The organism is Bariatricus sp. SGI.161, from assembly GCF_050313695.1.
Classification (GTDB): Bacteria; Bacillota; Clostridia; order Lachnospirales; family Lachnospiraceae; genus JAFBIX01.
The window spans coordinates 1-19468 of record NZ_JBNPLX010000036.1; the positions used below are offsets into that span (position 1 = coordinate 1).

General features: G+C 41.4%; 21 protein-coding genes and 1 pseudogene. 5 read left to right on the forward strand and 17 right to left on the reverse strand.

What is annotated here, in order from left to right:
• Window positions 1-165 precede the first annotated feature (165 nt).
• The 3 genes from ACQRBH_RS15205 (at window position 166) to ACQRBH_RS15215 (ending at window position 3373) form a co-directional block, all read left to right on the forward strand.
• The gene (locus ACQRBH_RS15205; RefSeq protein ID WP_171026631.1) at window positions 166-1479 is read left to right on the forward strand and encodes an IS30 family transposase; all 1314 of its coding nucleotides are present in this window, start codon (window positions 166-168) and stop codon (window positions 1477-1479) included.
• Window positions 1480-1729: 250 nt separating this feature from the next.
• A complete protein-coding gene (locus ACQRBH_RS15210) occupies window positions 1730-2269 on the forward strand; it encodes a hypothetical protein (RefSeq protein WP_427762348.1) in 540 nt (179 codons plus the stop codon).
• Between the two features lie 33 nt (window positions 2270-2302).
• Complete coding sequence (locus tag ACQRBH_RS15215; RefSeq protein WP_427742564.1) at window positions 2303-3373, forward strand: M24 family metallopeptidase; 1071 nt, start codon at window positions 2303-2305, stop codon at window positions 3371-3373.
• Window positions 3374-3450: 77 nt separating this feature from the next.
• On the opposite strand, the gene ACQRBH_RS15220 is transcribed toward ACQRBH_RS15215, so the two are convergent.
• Complete coding sequence (locus tag ACQRBH_RS15220; RefSeq protein WP_347376360.1) at window positions 3451-4131, reverse strand: TIGR00266 family protein; 681 nt, start codon at window positions 4129-4131, stop codon at window positions 3451-3453.
• Between the two features lie 163 nt (window positions 4132-4294).
• On the opposite strand from ACQRBH_RS15220, the gene ACQRBH_RS15225 reads away from it, so the two are divergent.
• Window positions 4295-4798, forward strand: a complete 504-nt coding sequence (locus tag ACQRBH_RS15225; protein WP_347376359.1) for a hypothetical protein — start codon at window positions 4295-4297, stop codon at window positions 4796-4798.
• 57 nt (window positions 4799-4855) lie between these two features.
• Here ACQRBH_RS15225 and ACQRBH_RS15230 read toward each other — a convergent pair whose 3' ends face one another.
• The 15 genes from ACQRBH_RS15230 to ACQRBH_RS15300 all read right to left on the reverse strand — a co-directional run bounded on the left by ACQRBH_RS15230 (window position 4856) and on the right by ACQRBH_RS15300 (window position 18457).
• Window positions 4856-6319, reverse strand: a complete 1464-nt coding sequence (locus ACQRBH_RS15230; RefSeq protein ID WP_347376358.1) for a sodium-dependent transporter — start codon at window positions 6317-6319, stop codon at window positions 4856-4858.
• A 14-nt stretch (window positions 6320-6333) separates the two neighbouring features.
• Window positions 6334-7266, reverse strand: coding sequence for a thiamine pyrophosphate-dependent enzyme (locus tag ACQRBH_RS15235; protein ID WP_235232643.1), 933 nt, complete (start codon window positions 7264-7266; stop codon window positions 6334-6336).
• A 12-nt stretch (window positions 7267-7278) separates the two neighbouring features.
• The gene (gene porA, locus ACQRBH_RS15240) at window positions 7279-8460 is read right to left on the reverse strand and encodes a pyruvate ferredoxin oxidoreductase (RefSeq protein WP_347376357.1); all 1182 of its coding nucleotides are present in this window, start codon (window positions 8458-8460) and stop codon (window positions 7279-7281) included.
• 1 nt (window position 8461) lies between these two features.
• Window positions 8462-8764 (reverse strand): 4Fe-4S binding protein, encoded by a 303-nt coding sequence (locus ACQRBH_RS15245; protein WP_347376356.1) that lies wholly within the window; start codon window positions 8762-8764, stop codon window positions 8462-8464.
• The gene (locus tag ACQRBH_RS15250) at window positions 8764-9336 is read right to left on the reverse strand and encodes a 2-oxoacid:acceptor oxidoreductase family protein (RefSeq protein WP_347376355.1); all 573 of its coding nucleotides are present in this window, start codon (window positions 9334-9336) and stop codon (window positions 8764-8766) included. The genes ACQRBH_RS15245 and ACQRBH_RS15250 overlap by 1 nt, the downstream gene beginning before the upstream one ends.
• Before the next feature lie 166 nt (window positions 9337-9502).
• Window positions 9503-10351 (reverse strand): Cof-type HAD-IIB family hydrolase, encoded by an 849-nt coding sequence (locus tag ACQRBH_RS15255; protein ID WP_347376354.1) that lies wholly within the window; start codon window positions 10349-10351, stop codon window positions 9503-9505.
• 140 nt (window positions 10352-10491) lie between these two features.
• On the reverse strand, window positions 10492-10926 hold the full coding sequence (locus ACQRBH_RS15260; protein ID WP_347376353.1) for a V-type ATP synthase subunit K: 435 nt from the start codon (window positions 10924-10926) through the stop codon (window positions 10492-10494).
• Between the two features lie 25 nt (window positions 10927-10951).
• Window positions 10952-12793 carry a V-type ATP synthase subunit I gene (locus tag ACQRBH_RS15265; RefSeq protein WP_427742557.1) on the reverse strand — a complete coding sequence of 614 codons (1842 nt, stop codon included), beginning with the start codon at window positions 12791-12793 and terminating at the stop codon, window positions 10952-10954.
• Entirely contained in the window at window positions 12790-13404 is a 615-nt protein-coding gene (locus ACQRBH_RS15270) for a V-type ATP synthase subunit D (RefSeq protein ID WP_427742556.1), read from the reverse strand. The genes ACQRBH_RS15265 and ACQRBH_RS15270 overlap by 4 nt, the downstream gene beginning before the upstream one ends.
• A gap of 12 nt (window positions 13405-13416) precedes the next feature.
• Window positions 13417-14712, reverse strand: coding sequence for a V-type ATP synthase subunit B (locus tag ACQRBH_RS15275; RefSeq protein ID WP_235232656.1), 1296 nt, complete (start codon window positions 14710-14712; stop codon window positions 13417-13419).
• Between the two features lie 11 nt (window positions 14713-14723).
• A complete protein-coding gene (locus ACQRBH_RS15280; protein WP_347376351.1) occupies window positions 14724-16454 on the reverse strand; it encodes a V-type ATP synthase subunit A in 1731 nt (576 codons plus the stop codon).
• A gap of 13 nt (window positions 16455-16467) precedes the next feature.
• Window positions 16468-16989: a DUF2764 family protein gene (locus ACQRBH_RS15285; RefSeq protein ID WP_347376350.1), complete on the reverse strand. Its 522-nt coding sequence runs from the start codon at window positions 16987-16989 to the stop codon at window positions 16468-16470.
• A gap of 12 nt (window positions 16990-17001) precedes the next feature.
• Window positions 17002-17562 carry a hypothetical protein gene (locus tag ACQRBH_RS15290; protein ID WP_347376349.1) on the reverse strand — a complete coding sequence of 187 codons (561 nt, stop codon included), beginning with the start codon at window positions 17560-17562 and terminating at the stop codon, window positions 17002-17004.
• Window positions 17563-17706: 144 nt separating this feature from the next.
• Window positions 17707-17955 carry a barstar family protein gene (locus tag ACQRBH_RS15295; protein ID WP_347376348.1) on the reverse strand — a complete coding sequence of 83 codons (249 nt, stop codon included), beginning with the start codon at window positions 17953-17955 and terminating at the stop codon, window positions 17707-17709.
• A gap of 4 nt (window positions 17956-17959) precedes the next feature.
• Window positions 17960-18457: a ribonuclease domain-containing protein gene (locus tag ACQRBH_RS15300; protein ID WP_347376347.1), complete on the reverse strand. Its 498-nt coding sequence runs from the start codon at window positions 18455-18457 to the stop codon at window positions 17960-17962.
• A gap of 180 nt (window positions 18458-18637) precedes the next feature.
• Here ACQRBH_RS15300 and ACQRBH_RS15305 point away from each other — a divergent pair, with 180 nt between their 5' ends.
• Window positions 18638-18961 carry a hypothetical protein gene (locus ACQRBH_RS15305; RefSeq protein ID WP_427762349.1) on the forward strand — a complete coding sequence of 108 codons (324 nt, stop codon included), beginning with the start codon at window positions 18638-18640 and terminating at the stop codon, window positions 18959-18961.
• A 311-nt stretch (window positions 18962-19272) separates the two neighbouring features.
• On the opposite strand, the pseudogene ACQRBH_RS15310 reads toward ACQRBH_RS15305, so the two are convergent.
• A pseudogene (locus ACQRBH_RS15310) lies at window positions 19273-19344 on the reverse strand (ATPase); the annotation flags it as partial.
• Window positions 19345-19468: the final 124 nt, after the last annotated feature.

Here is a 19468-nt window from a genome sequence, read left to right on the forward strand (position 1 = left end):
ACTTAAATGAAAAACTAAATTCCGGTTTTGGACCAAATGCAAGAGTAAATTCCATATAGGTCGAAGTTACTTTTGCACACATATTTGCCATATTGTCTTTGATAATCATTACTCCGTATAATGTACTTGCAGCTGATTGCCTGCCTGTGCTGATTGGAGATAATTATGAAAAATAAAGGCAATCAGAAACATTTAACATTTGAACAGCGTGTTGATATCGAGAAAGGTCTTACTGAGAATAAAAGCTTCGCTGAAATTGGACGAATTATTGGTAAAAATCCATCTACCATATCAAAGGAAGTACGTCTCCACGCACATACAAAAGAACGTCCGGATTCAGGTTACACTCATCCGCCATGTATTCATCGCAAGAACTGTAAGATGACATGCTTGTGTGATAAGATGTGTGGCATTCATTGTAAGCTTTGCAGAAAACCATCCTTTCGCTGCACTGATATATGTCCCGCATATGAGACAGCTGAATGTGAGAAACTGAATAAACCACCCTACGTATGTAATGGCTGTGGTAAAAAGACCCATTGTCTTATGCCCAGAAAGTTTTATTCATCCAAATATGCCCATGATGAGTACCGTAGCGTGCTAGTCGATTGCAGAGCCGGCATTAACCAGACTCCGGAAAGCATTCAATCCATGAATGATTTATTGGTTCCATTGATCAAGGAGAAACATCAGTCCATCGGTCATATTTATGCTACTCATGCAGAAGAATTGGGTTGCTCCAGAAGAACACTTTACTCCTACATCAATGATTGTGTATTCGATGTCCGCAATGGTGACTTAAGGCGTTCTGTACGTTATAAGAAACGCAAGAAACCTACACAGACCAGTGCAAAAGATCGTTCTTATCGTCAAGGTCATAACTACGAAGATTTCCAGAATTATATGAAAGATCATCCAGATATAAATGTTGTGGAAATGGACTGCGTGGAAGGAAAGAAAGGCGAAAGCCGCGCCCTCTTGACCTTTACATTCCGCAACTGCAATCTTATGCTTATGTTCCTGTTGGAATATCAAGACCAGGAATGCGTGTTAGAGGTCTTTGTATGGCTTGAAACAGTGTTGGGGCAGGATGCATTCAAAAAGCTTTTTCCGGTGATTCTCACGGATGGAGGTTCAGAATTCTCAGCTCGTGAAGAGATGGAGGAATTCTGTGACGGAAGTAAAAGCACGACTGTCTTTTACTGTGATCCATATAGCTTTTGGCAAAAAGGTGCCTGCGAAAAGAACCACGAGTATATCCGCTACATCCGTCCGAAAGGGAGTTCATTCGCTGATTTAAATGACGAGAAAGTCAGACTTATGATGAATCACATAAACAACGAAAAAAGAGACAGTCTTAATGGACATAGCCCATATGAACTCTCTCTTTTACTCTTGGACAACAAGCTGCACAAAGCATTAGGATTAAAGGCAATCGCACCTGATGATGTTATGCTTAGTCCAAAACTTATAAAATAAAATAGTAAAGCACAGGCAGATTTCACTGCACCAGAATTTAGTCTTGCACATAAGGCATGTGGAATTTAGTCTCGCACACTATTTTCAGATGCCCGGTTAGTATGCATAAAAACATAAATCATGGGTGCTTACAGGTTTATTATAAGGCAAAAAAATGGAATTGTTAAGGTGCATTACAGAATTTAATCCCGCATATTTACTGAGATAATCCACAGCTGGAATTTAGTTTTTCATTTAAGTTCGCTAAATTATGTTAAAAATCGGAAATTTCCAGATTCCAACTGCATGGATCGATTCCTATAACGGTCTCTTATGTGTAATTCTTGGTCCAATCATGGCAGCTATCTGGATGAAAAAATCAAAATCTAAAAAAGGAGATTTTAACATCTCTCAGAAAATGGGCTTAGGATTCTTGTTCCTGGCAATTGCATTTGCATTTATGATTGTTGCTGTAATGAAAACCGGTACAGTTCCAGGTGAAGGACCAAAAGCAAGCGTTCTTTTCATTCTTGCTTTTATCACTTTCCAGAGTATTGGTGAGATGTGTTTTGCACCTGTCGGATATGGTATGGTTAATAAACTTGCACCTGCAAAATATGCTTCTCTGTTGATGGGCGTATGGTTTGCAAGTATGTTTGTCGCAAATAAATTATCTGGTTATGTAGAACTGGTAATTTCAAAATTAGGAATGTTACAGGTATTTATCGTAATTCCTGTATGTCTTTTAATCATCGGCTTTTTACTGCTCGCATTAAACAAAAAACTTGAAAAAATGTCTGATGGAAACTAAAGCTTAAGAATTGGGAGGTTGCAAACGAATATCATGGCAGAACAATTATTAGACATCTTAGAAAATCAAGGACTTGACGGCATCTATATTACCAAAGAATCTAACGTGAAATATATTTCCGGATATCCGGATGAACTGGCATATGTTGTCATTTGTCCACAAGGAAAATATCTGATTACGGACAGCCGTTTCACAGAACTCGCGGAAAAATCTTGCCCGGATTTTGAAATTGTAAACTGGCATTTATTTGACCGAAGCATTCCGAAAGCATTGGAGCACATCTGTGTGAAAGCAGGCATTAAGCGTCTCGGTTTTGAAGAATGTTTTACTACATATGACAAATACTCTGATTTTGAAAAAAGATTGAGTTCTCACGGAATTAATTTCATTCCGACTCAAAATATTATCGAAGAATTGCGTTATACAAAATCATCAGAAGAAATTGCAAATACACGTATTGCATGCGAAATTGCAGATAAAGCCTTAGAAGAACTGGTTCCATATATCAAAGCAGGGGTAACAGAACGAGAATTGTGTGCGCGTCTGGAATTTAACATGAAAATGCATGGAGCACATGACATTGGATTTGAAACAATCTTAATCTCTGGTGCAAAAACCTCTCTACTGCACGGGAAACCAAGTGATAAAAAAATTGAAAACGGTGATTTCGTCCTTGTTGATTATGGAGCAATGTATAATGGATACATTTCCGACACCACTCGTACCTTTATTGTCGGTACTCCATCTGAAAAACAAAAAGAAATCTATGAGTTGGTAAAAGAAGGTCAGGCAACAGGTCTTCAGTTCATGGGGCCTGGCATTCACGCAACAAAATCTGATGAAGAGATCCGAAAAAAAGTTGCAAAATATGAAGAATACTATTATGCAGGAATCGGCCATGGAGTCGGTCTTGATCTACACGAAGAACCTTTCCTTGGAAATTACGGTACGAAGACCATGAAACCTGGTTGTGTAATTACCATGGAACCTGGAATCTATATCCCGGGATGGGGCGGTGTTCGTATTGAAGATACGGTTCTTATCACTGAAACCGGTATAGAAATATTGACACATTTTCCAAAAGAACTTATGGTTTTAGACTAAAGTTTACTGTTCTCCATTTTCCAAACCGCACTTGGCTTCCCCTAAAGTCAAGTGCGGTTTTTTCTTCTCTATCTATCCTATGAACCTGATGGAAGATAAGGTCTTAATACGCCGGCCACATTGCTGATCGGCATGGTCTGGAGCCATACTCTGCCCGGTCCGCTGATCACAGTATTAAAGATTCCTTCCCCGCCAAACAACATATTCTTCACTCCCGAAACACTCTGAATCTCCATTCTACAGCTGCCTGTCATCGCAGCCAGATGTCCTGTATCTACTACGATCTGCTGCCCGGGCTGAAGCTCATATTCAACCACATGTCCGTCAAATTCAGCGAACATAATTCCATGACCACTGACTTTCTGCATGATAAATCCTTCTCCTCCGAACAGCCCAGAACTAAATTTCTTATTAAAAAATACAGAAAGTTCTACACCTGCTTCACTTGCAAGAAATGCACTTTTCTGGAATATCATCTCTTGTCCCGGAGCAATCTGAAATGCTTTGATCGATCCTGGAAAGCTGGAAGCAAATGCAATCATTCCAGTTCCTCCCTGAGAAGTATAAATATTCTGGAAAATATGCTCACCTGAAAACATTCTTCCAAAAGCTTTTCCTAATCCTCCATTTGTCGTCGTTTCCATCAACATATTCGGTGACATCCATGCCATACCACCACCTTGTGTAATCATCCTTTCGCCACCTTCAAGCTGGCAGATCACAACCGGAAGCGTATCCCCTTGTATTTGATATCTCATGCTTTCATACCTCCATTTTTTCATTAATTCCATCATAACTACTTATAGTGGTCATGTCAATTCACAGAAAATTTAGAATATTTTTTTCATATATTTTATCATTGCGCACTAAAATTTCTACTGGTATAATCTATACACATACCCAAAACAAGGAGGTGATTACATGTCAAACGAAGAATTATTACAATCCATATCCGAGATTTTAGATCAACGTTTTAACGAACAGGATGCCAGGATTGAACAGCGGTTTGCTGAACAGGATGCTTGGATAAAACAGTCATTTGCAAAACAGCAGGCTTATATTGATCACAAGCTTGAAGAACAACAGGCTTATATTGATCACAAGCTTGAAGAACAACAGGCTTATATTGATCACAAGCTTGAAGAACAACAGGCTTATATTGATCACAAGCTTGAAGAACATCGTACAGCTGTAGATGAGAAGTTCGAAAGTAACAATCACTATCTTATGAACTCGATTCTGGAAGAAGTCGATCTTGTACAGGAAAAGGCGAATGAGCATTTTGCACGCATTGAAAACCGCCTGGATAATCTGGAATCTCTTGTCCGGACCATTAAACTGGATGCCGATACCATCCCTCTTCATGAGATTCGGATTTCTAATCTTGAAAAGCATGTTGATAAATTAGAACAAATCGCATATTAAAAACTGGTGTAACAGCTTGATTTTCGTTATTACACCAGTTCATCTCACAAACTTCTTTTATTTTTCTTTTTTGTGTGTCAATGCACAGAATAATACAAAACCAAGGAATAGTATGGCTGCTGCCATCCATCCTGCCAACGCAGTCTTTCCAAGACTGACGAACTTATCATAATACCCCTTAAGATAAATCACGATAATAATCAGTGGAAGTACATAAGATACATATCCTTTTAACATGGTCGGAAATTTGATTCCTTTTCCTGTATTTACTTCTTTCAGGAAATGATCCCAGCCCCAGCCATTCTTTCTTGTACAGAACAATACATAACCCAGACTTCCAAGCGGAAGAAGATTGTTGGATACGATAAAGTCTTCCAGATCCATAATATTCGTTCCTGCTCCTAATGGCTCGAATCCTGCCAGAAGATTGAATCCTAATACACATGGCATACTCAGCAGAATAATTAGCACAGCACTTGTCAATACACTTTTTCTGCGAGACCATCCAAACAAATCTATATCAAAAGATATAATATTCTCAAATACTGCCACGATTGTTGTAAATGCTGCAAATGTCAGGAACAAAAAGAATAATGCACTCCACAACCGTCCTCCTGGCATCTGCGCAAATATATTCGGAATGGTAATGAATATCAGACTGGGACCTGCTCCCGGTTCAATTCCAAACGCAAAGCAGGATGGAATAATAATAAATCCAGCCATCAATGCAACAAAGGTGTCTAATACTGTGATACTGATTGCCTCTCCGGTAAGGCTTCTTTCTTTTCCAATGTAACTCCCGAAGATCAGCATAGCACCAATTCCAATAGAAAGAGTAAAGAACGCCTGACTCATGGCTCCAAAAATCACATTGCCAATCCCAATCTCCTGCATCTGTTTAAAATCAGGAACCAGGTAAAACCGGATTCCTTCTCCTGCACCTTCCAGGAATACAGAATGTACTGCCAACACGATCATGATCAGAAGGAGTGAAGACATCATGACCTTCGATACTTTTTCTATACCATTTTGAATTCCAAAAATACAAACCGCAAAACCAATGATACAGATAAGAATCGTCCAGAAGGTCATCGTTGATACATTGCCCAACATGTCTGTAAAACCTTCCGTGACTGCTTCTGAGGAAGCACCGGAAAATTCACCTTTGATACTACGATAACAATAGTACATCATCCAGCCACCGACCGTTGTGTAGAACATCATCAACAGATAACTGCCGATAATACCGATCCATTTCATCACATGCCATCGTGTTCCTTCCGGCTCCAGTGCTTCAAAACCAGCTGCCACGCTGTGACGGCTGCCTCGTCCCACTGCAAATTCGCATACTAATACAGGAATACCAAGAATAAGAAGGAATACCAGATAGATCAGGATAAATGCTGCTCCTCCAAACTCCCCGCACATATAAGGGAACTTCCACACATTACCAATCCCAATGGCACATCCTGCCGATACAAGTATGAACCCCAGACGGGAACCAAACTTTTCTCGTTTCACTTGTTAACTCTCCTTTATCTGGAACATCTGAACTGAAGTTCTTCCCATCGTCTGTCAACTTCTTTCTGGAACGCTTCGATCAGATATTCATTTTCTTTTTTAAATAGATGTTTGAATCTTCCCTGTGGTCTCAGAAAATCTTCAATTGGAAGTTTTTTCTTCGGCTCATAATTCAAGATCCATTTTCCTTCCACTACTTCGAATAACGGCCAATAACATGTCTCAACACCCAGTTTGCAGATCTCCATAATATCTGGTGTGTTATATCTCCATCCACGAGGACACGGAGCCATAATATTAAGGAAAGCAGCACCAGGTGTGTAAATAGCCTTTTCAGATTTTATATGCAGATCTTTAAAATTCTGTACAAATGTAGTCTGTGCAACATACGGAATATCGTGTGCTGCAATCACTGCCGCCAAATCTTTTCTGTTCTGCGGTTTTCCGTTACTCTGGCTTCCAACCGGAGTTGTTGTAGTATCGGCATACATCGGTGTCGCAGAAGAACGCTGAATACCGGTGTTCATATACGCGCCGTTATCATAGCACACATAGACCATGTCCTGATTTCTCTCCATCGCACCAGATAAGGACTGAAGACCAATATCATAAGTACCGCCGTCACCGCCGAATGTGATGAATTTGTAGGTCTCGTCTAATTTTCCTTTTCTCTTTAATGCCTTGTAGGCACCTTCTACACCACTTAAGGTCGCACCTGCATTTTCAAATGCATTGTGAATGTAACTGTCTTCCCAGGCCGTATATGGATAAGTAAAAGTAGATACTTCCAGACATCCTGTCGCATTACCGATGACCGCCTTATCTCCTTCATGAAGGCCGCGAAGTACATTTCTTACTGCAATCGTTCCGCCACAGCCGGCACACATTCTGTGGCCCGGAGCCAGACGTTCCGGTTTATTCATTGTCTCTTTAAAATTATAACTCATCTTCTTCGCCCCCTATTCTCTGATTCCCATATAACGATAAGTCTCGCCTGCATCACCGTCTGCAATAATCTGCTTCAGGGTCTCATAGACTGCTTCCATATCTTCCACACGTACGTCTCTTCCACCAAGTCCATAGATATAATTGATCGCCAGAGCCTGTGATCTTGCGCGGAACAATGCTGCCATCACATCTGCTCCCAATGGACCGCCGTGATTGGTATAACTCTCTGCACGATCCATGATTGCAACCGCCTTTACATCTTTTAATGCTTCTGCAATCTCATCTGCCGGGAATGGACGGAACAGACGAATCTTGATCATTCCGACTTTTTCTCCCTGTGCGCGCAGTTTATCAATGGCATCCTTTGTTGTACCTGCCGCGGAACCGATTATAATGACTGCTCTTTCTGCATCTTCCATGCAATACTCTTCAAACAGGCCATATTCTCTTCCTGAAAGCTCTGCAAATTCCTTTGCCACATCCAGTACTACCTGGCTTACATGCTTCATTCCTTCTGCCTGATTCCGTTTTGCTTCCATATAATAATCGGTGATAGAATAAGGGCCGACTGCCATCGGGCACTCTGGATTCAGGAGATAATTCTCCGGCTCGTATTCTCCCACAAAATTCTTGACTTCTTCGTCTTCCAGAAGTTCAATATTCTCCACTGCATGGCTGGTGATAAAACCATCCTGACAGATCATGATCGGAAGTCTTACATCCTTATGTTCTGAGATTCGATAAGCCTGTACCATGTTATCGTAGGCTTCCTGATTGTTCTCTGCATAGATCTGAATCCATCCTGCATCTCTTGCTCCCATACTGTCAGAATGGTCACAGTTGATATTGATCGGACCAGATAACGCACGGTTCACCAATGCCAGTGCCAGCGGAAGTCTGTTCGATGCTGCTATGTATAATTCCTCCCACATATAAGCAAGGCCACAGGAGGAAGTTGCAGTAAGGCTTCGTGCACCTGCTGCAGAAGCTCCGATTGCCGCACTCATAGAACTGTGCTCACTTTCTACCGGAATAAACTCTGTATCTACCTGTCCATTTGCCACAAAAGAAGCAAAATACTGTGGGATCTCTGTAGATGGTGTAATTGGGAATGCCGGGAATACATCCGGATTAATCTGTCTTAAGGCAATTGCTACTGCCTCATTTCCTGATAAACGATCTCTCTTTGCCATCTTACTTCACCCCTTCCATCGTAATTGCCCCAAATGGACATGCTTTTACACAAATACCGCATCCTTTACAGTGATCATAATCGAATGCGCCTCTTTTCATATCCTTTACCGGAATACAGCTGTCCGGGCATACCGGCACGCAGAGCAAGCACTGCTTACATTTTTCTTCCATAAATTCCGGCTTATGTGTCGACCATTCTCCAGTGTTAAAGTCTTTGGAGGTTCCTGCTCCGGCAACGATCATACCTTCTGTCAGATCCTGCCACTTGGTCTTTACTCCTAATTTTGTGATATCTGTTGCCATTACTGTACCTCCTTCAGTGCCATCTCAAGCGCAGCCATGTTACCGTCAATGACCTCCGGCTTGCTGGCAAATTTGTGAGAGAATGACGCTTTCATCTCTCGTAAAAATGTCTCTTCATCCATGATACCTGCAACCTTCACAATTGCTGCGAGAAGCGGTGTATTCGGGAAATACTTTCCCATTGTTGCCATGGATACTTTATAAGCATCAATCGTATATACCTTTCCTTTATATCCTTTTAAATGCGGAATAATCTCTTCTTTTGCCCTCTGTGTATTCACCAGGATTGCTCCATCTTCCTTCAATCCGCTGGTAACATCTACCGATTCCAGGAGGGATTCATCCACAACGACTACATACTGTGGGTCATAAATATTTGAATGTACACGAATCGGTGTGTCACTGATTCGATTGTATGCCGTAATTGGCGCTCCCATACGTTCCGGGCCGTACTCTGGAAAGCCCTGGACATATTTTCCTGTCTTGAATGCTACATCTGCAAGAAGCAAAGCAGCAGTTTTGGCACCCTGACCGCCGCGGCCATGCCATCTGATTTCTGTATGGTTACTCATCTTCCTTCTATCTTCCTTTCTCTTTGAAATTGTATGCTGATCGAGATATCATTCGTCCAGTAATTATAGAGCATACTCTGTTTTTTTAATCATATCTCTTTTATTTTACTTGAATATATCACTTTTGTCTACTAAAACTATATCTGCCTTTCTTATATTTTCAAAACTACAATCCCAAAAGCTTCTCAATCCCATACGCAACACCGTCTTCATCATTAGATAATGTTACAACATCCGCTGCTTCCCTGCAGGCTTTAGAAGCATTCTCCACAGCAATCCCTATCCCTGCATATTTTAAAAGCTCTGCATCATTATCTCCATCCCCGAAGGCTGCCAGTCCATCCCTTGATAGTCCAAGGTGCTCCAGAATATATGCTATTCCGGAATGTTTACCTGACTTTTCGTAAGAGAGTTCCAATAACTGCTGCACGGAAGATGTCACATATACCTGGGGTATATTCTCTTCAAAGGTTTTCCACAATTCTTTCTTAAGATTTTCTTCTTTTACCACAACATCTACACTTTCGATACATTTCTTATGATCCATTAAAAAACTCCTGATATCATCCACCGGTTCTCTGGTTGTCTGAATATAGGAAATTGCCCTTGGGCTTGCCCCAAATGAAACCGGATCTTCCACATATTCTCTTTGTGCATATGCTTTACCGTCAATAAAGGTCTCGAATGCCACTTCCAAGTCTTTTGCATAATCCAATATCTTTTCAATAGATTGCTCCGTCATCTTATATTGCTGCAGGCATTCTTTCGTATGTATATCATAAACCGCCGCCCCATTGGATGTAACCGCATAGCGAATCCCCCTGATACTACAGATATCATCTGGAAGTGCAGATATCGCCCGTCCACTTGCTACCACAATCTGAACTCCTTTTCGAATTGCAGACTCAATCGCCTGTCGGTTCTTTTCACTCAGTCTGCCCTGATGATTTAATGTAGTCTGATCCAGATCCAGTGCTATACATGTAATATTTTTCTTCCCACAATTTGTTTTCATAATTCCTCCCGTTATTTGTTCCTGTCAAACAATATTCCGGTACCTATTATTTGATTAGGCAATGGGTTAATGGAAAAGGCATCTTTCATGATGAAAGATGCCTTTTTCATTTCTATCAATGATCTTTTTCAAATTCATTCTTAGCCCAAAAGCAACAAACTGAATACCAGTGTGAAGAGGGCTACTGTCTCTACGATACCTACTACGATAAAGTAGTTCGCTGTACCTTTTCCTGTTGCTCCCAATGCATCTGCAGCTGCTGCAGCACATTTCCCCTGGAACAATCCTGAAAGACCAATTGCAAGACCGCCAAAAACACCAACTCCAAAAGCAAGACCGGCATCTCCGCCGCCTGCTACTGCAGATTTAATAAAGTTCATAAGAAGGAATCCGTAGATTGTCTGTGTAAGAGGCGCACCAGAGAATGCGATCATAATGAACGGTGCTGGTTTTCCACTTGCATAACATTTTTTCCATGCTCCAACTGATGCCATTCCGGCAAAGCCTGCACCGAATGCTGATCCTGAAGCGGACAAACCGAGTGCAGCTGCCATTCCAACAAATGCTAAATTCATAATTATTCTCCTTTACGTTAAAATACTATTTTTTAATCTTATCGTTTACTTTAAATGGTTCATATGCGATTCCCTTCCACTCTACGCCAGCCTGTCCTGAGAACTCCAGAACGTTCAGTCTGACGCCATGTACTACGACAGAAAGGAAACACATGATAATATTCAGTCCGTGTCCGATTAATACTACCACTACACCAAGAATCATTAACGGGCCATGGAAACCTGCCGCAATTCCGTTAAAGCTCTGGGAAATGGCAAGACCTGCCATACCTACTGCAAACAAACGGATATAACTCATTACGTTACCGAAACAACTGATCGTATTTAAGAATACGGTGAACGCATCCGCACAGCCTGCTTTGATTCCCTGTGCAATTGTACGATCTGGTGCCATTCCACCAAAAAGTACTACCAGAACAAATGCAACACCAATGAGTGCAAATACCGGTTTAATATTAATCTTCTCTCCGATTACCAAGTAAAGTGATAACAAATACATTGCAACAACTGCCACAAGCCATCCCAAGTCTGCCACCCAGCTCAAGTTCTTTTCAGCAATCTTCTTCTTAATAGAGATTAAACTTCCAAGTGCCATCTGAACTGCTCCGATAGAGAACGAGAACTTCATGATGGTATTCTGCTGCTGAAGAGCTGTGACTCCAAAATACTCCGGATAGTTTGCAAAACCAGGGATTACCATCGCCTTTAAGATTGGAACTTCCATGGCCTTTTCCATACCGAACCATGTACCGGTAATCGCTCCCCATATAATTGTCGCAACTGAAAGTACCGATAACAAATAAACTGCATTATTAAATTTCTTTGATTTCGCTGCATATGCAATCGTTCCGATCAGGATCAGGACACCATAACCAGCGTCACCGATGATCATTGCAAAGAACAGTGTAAAAAACAGGAAGAACCAAAGAGAAATATCTGATTCTCTGTATCCGGGAAGGATTCCCAGGATATCAAACACTGGCTTAATAAGTCCTGACACCTTTCCGTATTTTACTTTTGTAGGAATCTGCAGATCATCTTCAGCCACATCTTCCTGTGCCCATGCCCATTTATTTTCTCTGGCTACAGCTTTAAATTTATCTAATTCTGCCTCAGGAAGATATCCTGAGATCCATACGAAATCATCATCATTTTCTGCAGTCTCGCTTGCCGAAGAATAATTCTCCGCATTCTGAGCTTTGAGCATCTGAACCTGGAAACTGGAATCATACACAGCAGCTTTCTTAAAGACATCCTCACACTCAGCAATTTCCTGCTGAGCAATTTCAATCTCTTTTGTCAGTTCACTGATCCCTTTCTCAGGGATGGAGAATTCTGCTGCCGGAATGGTTGCCGGCAAGGTTCCTATTACAGCAACGGTATCCATCTTATCTATAGATGCCAGGCGGATAATCCTGATATCTGGATCCTGCACCGCCATCGCATATTCATTCTTTCCAAGACGGTAAAAATGAAGATCATACCCTGCTTCTTTTAATTGCTTTAATTCACCTGGCTCAAAATCACCCCAGGCTTTGATACGTTCGATTTCTGCATTGGCAGCACTTATCTCTTGAATAAGAGCTGATTTTTTATCCATTGCTGTCAAAACACCCTGATACATTTCCTCAAACTGAGTATCCGAAAGAATCGGAACCTCCTCTTTGTTCTTGGATTTCTTATCCGGCGCATAATCCATCAATGCGGATGCAGTTTTTGAAAGAGTGGTAAATCTTTCTGACACTGCACGCTGAGGACTCTTTTTCTCTGACAGATGCAGAATTCCGAGATTTCGAAGTCCATCGAGCATCTCGTCTTTTTTGGAGACAGATGACACGATGTAGACCATTTTCATCTTCTCTATCATTGTGCCGCCTCCATAAGTTTTTTCTTTGAAATTTTTCCGCGAACAACTGCCGCTGTCTGCTGATCTCCAAGGAATACACCAATTACCCGGATATTTTCCTTGGCTTCCGGAATCTTAACTTTCTCAAACAGATTGACTCTCTGAGATGTAGAACGTAATTCTTTCTCAAGAAGTGCTTCCTGTTTGCGAAGTACTGATACCAGCGCATCCAGACGTGCAATCTCACGGAGTTTTATGATTGCAGTATCCACCCACAAAGGATAGTCGTCAACATCATAGTTAATGTCTTTGAATGTCAGTTCCTGAAATGTAGGAACTGTGACACCCGCGATGTTCTCATTCTTACAGATGACTGTGTCTGGCTGTACCAGATGATCAAGCTTTTTGCTTTCATCAAAGATCTCATTCTCCGCAAATACAGCAACCCAGTCATCCAGATCTCCGATCATCTGAGCACGTTCGACTTCCTTCTGTTCCAGCTCAGCTTTTGTCTTCATGATCACCGACTGCAGCTGCTGTTTTTTAAGCTGCAGCGTCGGAAGATAACGCTGATACTGTTTCAGGCGATCTTTCTGCACCTTCTGCTCATTTTTTGTAAGTTTGATAGCCATCAACTACTCCTTTTAGTTTAATGCATCCTTCTTCGGCCATCTTTCTTTCAGAAGACTCGTCTTCAAACCAGTTTCATTTGGCTCAAAGCACTCTGCAAGAATCTGCCAGCCAAGATCAAGTGCATCTTCAAGTGGGATATTAACACCAAGGTCCATTAATTTTGTTTCAAAAAGTTCACCGTATTTCAGAAGCTTCTCATCCCATTCAGTCATAAGGAATCCCATGGATTTCTTCTCAAGGGCTTCCTTGTACTGAGAGTAAAGACGGATCATACCGTCCATGAGAGCACGGTGGTCATTTCTTGTCTTACCATTTACATTCTGTTTCAGACGTGAAAGTGATCCGAATGGCTCAATATGTCCATTCTTTAAATAATACTGACCTTCTGTAATATAACCTGTATTATCTGGTACCGGATGTGTTACGTCATCACCCGGCATTGTTGTAACACCAAGGATCGTGATTGATCCGGCGCCTTCGATATCAACAGCCTTCTCATAACGAGATGCAAGGCAGCTGTATAAGTCTCCCGGATAACCTCGGTTAGAAGGTACCTGTTCCATAGTAATAGCCATTTCCTTCTGTGCATCTGCAAAGTTTGTCATATCGGTAAGAAGAACAAGTACTTTCTTTCCCGCAAGGGCAAACTGCTCTGCAACAGCAAGGGCCATATCCGGTACGAGTGTACACTCTACGGTTGGATCGGCTGCAGTATGAATAAACATAACTGTATGGCTCATCGCGCCACCTTTTTCAAGAGTGTCGCGGAACGTAAGATAATCATCATATTTCAGTCCCATACCACCAAGAACGATAACGTCTACTTCTGCCTGAAGTGCGATACGGGAAAGCAAAGCGTTGTATGGCTCACCTGAAATAGAGAAAATCGGAAGCTTCTGGCTCTCTACAAGTGTATTGAACACATCGATCATAGGAATACCTGTACGGATCATGTTCTTTGGCAAAATACGTTTTGCAGGGTTAAACGAAGGTCCGCCTATCGGAATCATATTTTCAGTAAGTGCCGGGCCATTATCTCTTGGAACTCCGGCTCCGTCAAACACACGTCCAAGCAAATGCTCTGAGAAGGAAACCATCATCGGTCTTCCAAGGAAGCGGATTGGATCATTGGTTCCTACACCCTGTGCACCTGCAAATACCTGAAGAGATACCACATCTTTATCAAGTTTAATAACTGTCGCGTAACTGTCACCTACGAGAGCGAGGTCGCCAAGTCTGACATCCTTGGCTCTGACAGTAACTACGTTACCGACGATTGATTCTATTTTTGTATATACTTTCTGCACTTTAGGACCTCCTACTCAACTGCTTTCGACATGTAGAATTCTGAAATTTTCTTCCCTTGTTCATAGTACTCCGGTGTCTGGAACTGAGTACCGTGCCAGTCAAGGAACTCTTGCCTTAACTGGTTGAAGAAACCTCTGATTTCTTTCTTGTCTTCCAAGTCATAGGACTTCATTAATGCATCATAAAGCTTATCGAACTCTTCTCTCTGTCTCTCTGGAGGACAAGCTGCATCGATCGGATCGAATGAGTTCTGCTGAAGGTATACAGAGTCGAGAAGTTCACCCTTCTGATAGATAATGTAATCTTCTGCAGATGTTCCTTCCTCACCTACTACCTTCATCATCTGATTGATTTCATTTCCTCTTCTGAGAATAGAACGCGCCTCTTCGATGCGTCCCATATCTACAACACCAGAGTACTTTGACCATGAATCCATCGGATGAATTGCAGGGTATTTACGTGCATCAGAACGTTCTCTTGAAAGTCCATGGAATGCTCCAACTACCTTAAGTGTTGCCTGCGTTACCGGCTCCTCAAAGTTACCTCCTGCAGGTGATACTGTACCACCAATTGTTACAGATGCAATCTTACCATTCTTAAGCCGTACTTTACCAGCTCTCTCATAGAAAGAAGCGATCGTAGACTCGAGATAAGCAGGGAATGCTTCTTCACCAGGGATCTCTTCCAGACGACCTGACATCTCACGCATCGCCTGCGCCCAACGGCTTGTGGAGTCTGCAAGAAGAAGGACATCCAGTCCCATCTGTCTGTAATACTCAGCAAGTGTAACTGCAGTATAACAAGATGCCTCTCTGGCTGCTACCGGCATGGAAGATGTGTTACAGATAATGATTGTTCTTTCCATAAGAGACCGACCTGTCTTTGGATCTTCCAGTTCAGGGAACTCTTTTAAGATCTCTACAACCTCACCTGCACGCTCTCCACATGCTGCTACGATAACAATATCTGCTTCACCATTTTTAGCCTCCATATGCTGAAGGACTGTTTTACCTGCCCCGAAAGGTCCCGGAACACAGAATGTTCCGCCCTTTGCTACAGGAAGGAATGCATCAATACAACGAATCTTTGTTACCAAAGGTTCATCCGGACGAAGTCTCTCTTCATAGCATTTCACTGCCTGTTTGATCGGCTGTGTGATGACCATGCTGAGTTCTTTTTCTTCGCCTTTGCTATTTGCGATCACGCAAATGGTTGCTCTTACATGATAAGAGCCTTTTTCTTTGATTGATTTAACTGTCCAGTCACGACCTTTCAGCGTGAATGGAACCATAATTTCATGTGTAAATAATCCTTCAGGAACACTACCAATAGGATCTCCTGCTTCAACAGAATCTCCCACCTTTACAGATGGTGTAAATTCCCATTCTCTGTCCGGAATAGGATCAAGATATACACCTCTCTCAAGGAAGAAGCCACACTGCTCGGCAAGATCCGGTAATGGATTCTGAAGACCATCAAATACCTGGGTTAAAAGACCTGGACCAAGTTCTACACTCATTAATTCGCCAGTAAACTCTACAGCGTCTCCGACTTTAATGCCGTTGGACATCTCGTAGATCTGCATGCTGGCAACACCATTGTTGATTCGGATAACTTCTCCTTTGAGACGTTTTCCGTCAACAAGAATATAACCAACTTCATTTTTATGAACTGAACCATCAAAACTGACATTTGCCAGGTTTCCATTAATACCAGTTACATATCCTGTTACTGTTTCCATCAATTCTCTCCCGTTATAAGCTATATACGCGCTGCTGTACCTGATCAAAAAGACGTTTGAATTCCTGTTGTCCTTTTTTCTGAACGAAACAGCTCTGGCGCTCAAGCAATTTTAGTTTAATAGCATACCCGAATAAATAAGCATCATCAAAAGTATGCAAGCCTACCAATGAATCAAGAATTTCAAATTCATAATCCAGCAAGATCTTCTCTGCCTCCAGCGGATTCTTTGCAGCCAGCGCAGCTCCTGCTACCTGTGCAATGACAGAATCCTTATCGTAAGATGTCAGATAAGGTCTCCCCAGATTCATACTCCTCTGATAATTAAGTTCCCTCATAAGATTCTTATAAAAAACTGCCCATTCTTTTACGAGCGGTCCCTCTTCCGATGAAAGAGTAAGATTCTTTAGGAAATTATATTTTGATTCGCTTACATTTGACTGACACATGCCGAGAAACTCATCATAAGTCAGCGGCATATCTCCATCTGTTCTCAGATCCGGCAGGCTCGATATCAAGTAATAATATGAAGCCATAGACACCTCCTGCTAGAAATCAAGATTTCTGAAGTATGGCATCAGCATCTGCATGATTTCTTCATCCGAACAGTCAAAGTAACCTGAACCATCTTTTGCCGCCAGACGGAATCCTGCCTGAACGCCTTTTGTTGGTTTGATCTCAAGACCATTCTTAATTTCTTCTGCAAGCTCTGATTTCAGTGAGTCACTCACTTCTGAAACTTCAGCTGAATAATTCTGTACATCTTCCCCAACTACGACAGCGTGGATCAATTTACCAAGTGCAGCTCCTGAAAGATTATCCTTAATCTTTGCAGAAAGGATCTTTTCAAATTCAGCTTTCACCTCAGTTTTAAATGCAAGCATAGCATCTCTTTTTGCCTGCTCTGCACTGATTGCAGCACTTTCTTTAAGAATACTGATTTCTTTCTCTGAAGTCTCTTTAACACTCTTCGCTTCAGCCTTGGCATCTGCTACAATTGTTTCTGCTTTTTTCTTAGCTTCCAAAATAATTTCTTCTGCTTCTGCATTAGCCACATCAATTCCTTCTTTTCGAATTGACGAAACTAAGTCTTGAATCTGTAATTCCATAAGTTCACTTCCTTTCTTTTTAATACTTAATAAAAAGAATTTATTCTAACTATAATATAACAATCCGCCTGTCTTTCGCAAGTATTTGATGACAAATTTGCAAAATTTATTAATTTTTTTATAAATTTTAGACAAAAATTACAATCATTTTTCTACTTTTAAGTAGATGTTTTCCCGACAGGCATCTGATATCACTCGCCTGACCTTTTTATACCACGCTCCTGCCCGTGCTTCATTCTCAATTACAACCGTTGTGTCTCGAAGTTCTGTCAGACAGTCATACAGTGCATCCAGACTATTGCCAAAGTACTCAGGAAACTGAAACTGTTCTCTCAGATAAAGAAATGTTTCATCCCTGCCCTCCATTCTTTCGGCATCTAATATTACTCTCATCTTTTTATTCCTCACCATATAGCAGTTCAAAAGTTTCATAATGATCTTCTGTATAATAGATTAGTCCATCATCCGAATATACAATCCTTTTTGCATTCCGATGTCCGCCTTCATAGTCAATATCACATTCGTGATAAGTACGTCCATCTGCCTCTGGAAGCACCTCCTCATAATTGCCAAAATAATCACCGCCAATGCTTTTCCCCGGAGCAACCTCATCCAGATTCCCTTCTTTACTGTCCCATCCAAGAGCTTTTGCTTCCTTTTTTGTGATAAAATTATCCGGCAAATGTCCAAATTCATATAGATACGCAGCGACTTCATCTTTCGACGTATACTCACCGGATTCCTCAACAGAAAGCTGCAATTCTGACGGTTCCTCACTTTGTTGACTCTGTATGGAAGTTGAATCTTCCGTAGAAACACTCTGGCCTTCACACCCCGTCAAAAGACAAAGCATCAGGAAAATGATTCCTACAATATACTGAATTTTCTTCTTCATAAATGCCTCCTGATATTATAGATTTCTACAGCATATATTATCCATTTCCATGGAAATTTAAAACTTACTGTTTCACTATTGTACCAGACATTCCATATAATCGCCAGAGCTCTCTGTCTTGTCTTCTATTATGCTTTTCGATATACTATAGTCAAATCAAAAATGAATCAGGAGGTTCTTATGGAATTATTATTAACCAGCCAGGAAGAATGTCATCGCATAGAAGTGTATAATGAATATCTGAAAAAAATCCCAGAATTACTGAAGCAGCTGGAGACTGTTGAAAAGATGTACCAGAAAGCCATTCTGGAAGAAGCTATGTTAAAAGACAAGGACCGGTCCGATCATAGCGTATTGCTGTATAGTAATCGTCTGAACCACATCAAGCAGCAATGCGAAGAACGCTCCGCAGACATTCGTCAGCAATGTCACCTGATCTTTGAATTGAAGGCTCAGATCGAGGCAGAAAGCAGCGCACTGGACGCACTGATAAACTTTTCTTAATGAAAATCGGCGTACAGAACAATCCTTTTTTTGGATTAACTGCTGTACTTTTTGAATGGATTCCAGTTCACTTTTACAAAGCACATATACCATAAGAGATATATCTCCATTTTTTTCATACTGCCTGAAGGACTGCCGATATTTACCTGTCGGTTTCATAGCAACAGGCAATAGTCCCTGATTAATCATTTCTGGTGGATAATATACCGCCTCTACGATCAATCCAACATAAACCGGGCCTTCCCGATACTCACCTTCCATCCCACGGATAATTGTTAATATTCTAAGCTATCCATGTTCAAAAGACAATGAGAGTTAAACTCCTGAGTCCGCTTTTCATCCGAGGTCATATCATAAGTAACCTGAATATAGTATCTCTGATTGCTGCAGGTCTTTCATAATCATCCCACTCCTTGTAGTTTTCGGATCTGCTCCTTTGTGCTGGTCCTGTGATAACCGTATACAACCATTTCGCTCTCTCTATGCTTTCCTATTATTTAAAACCAA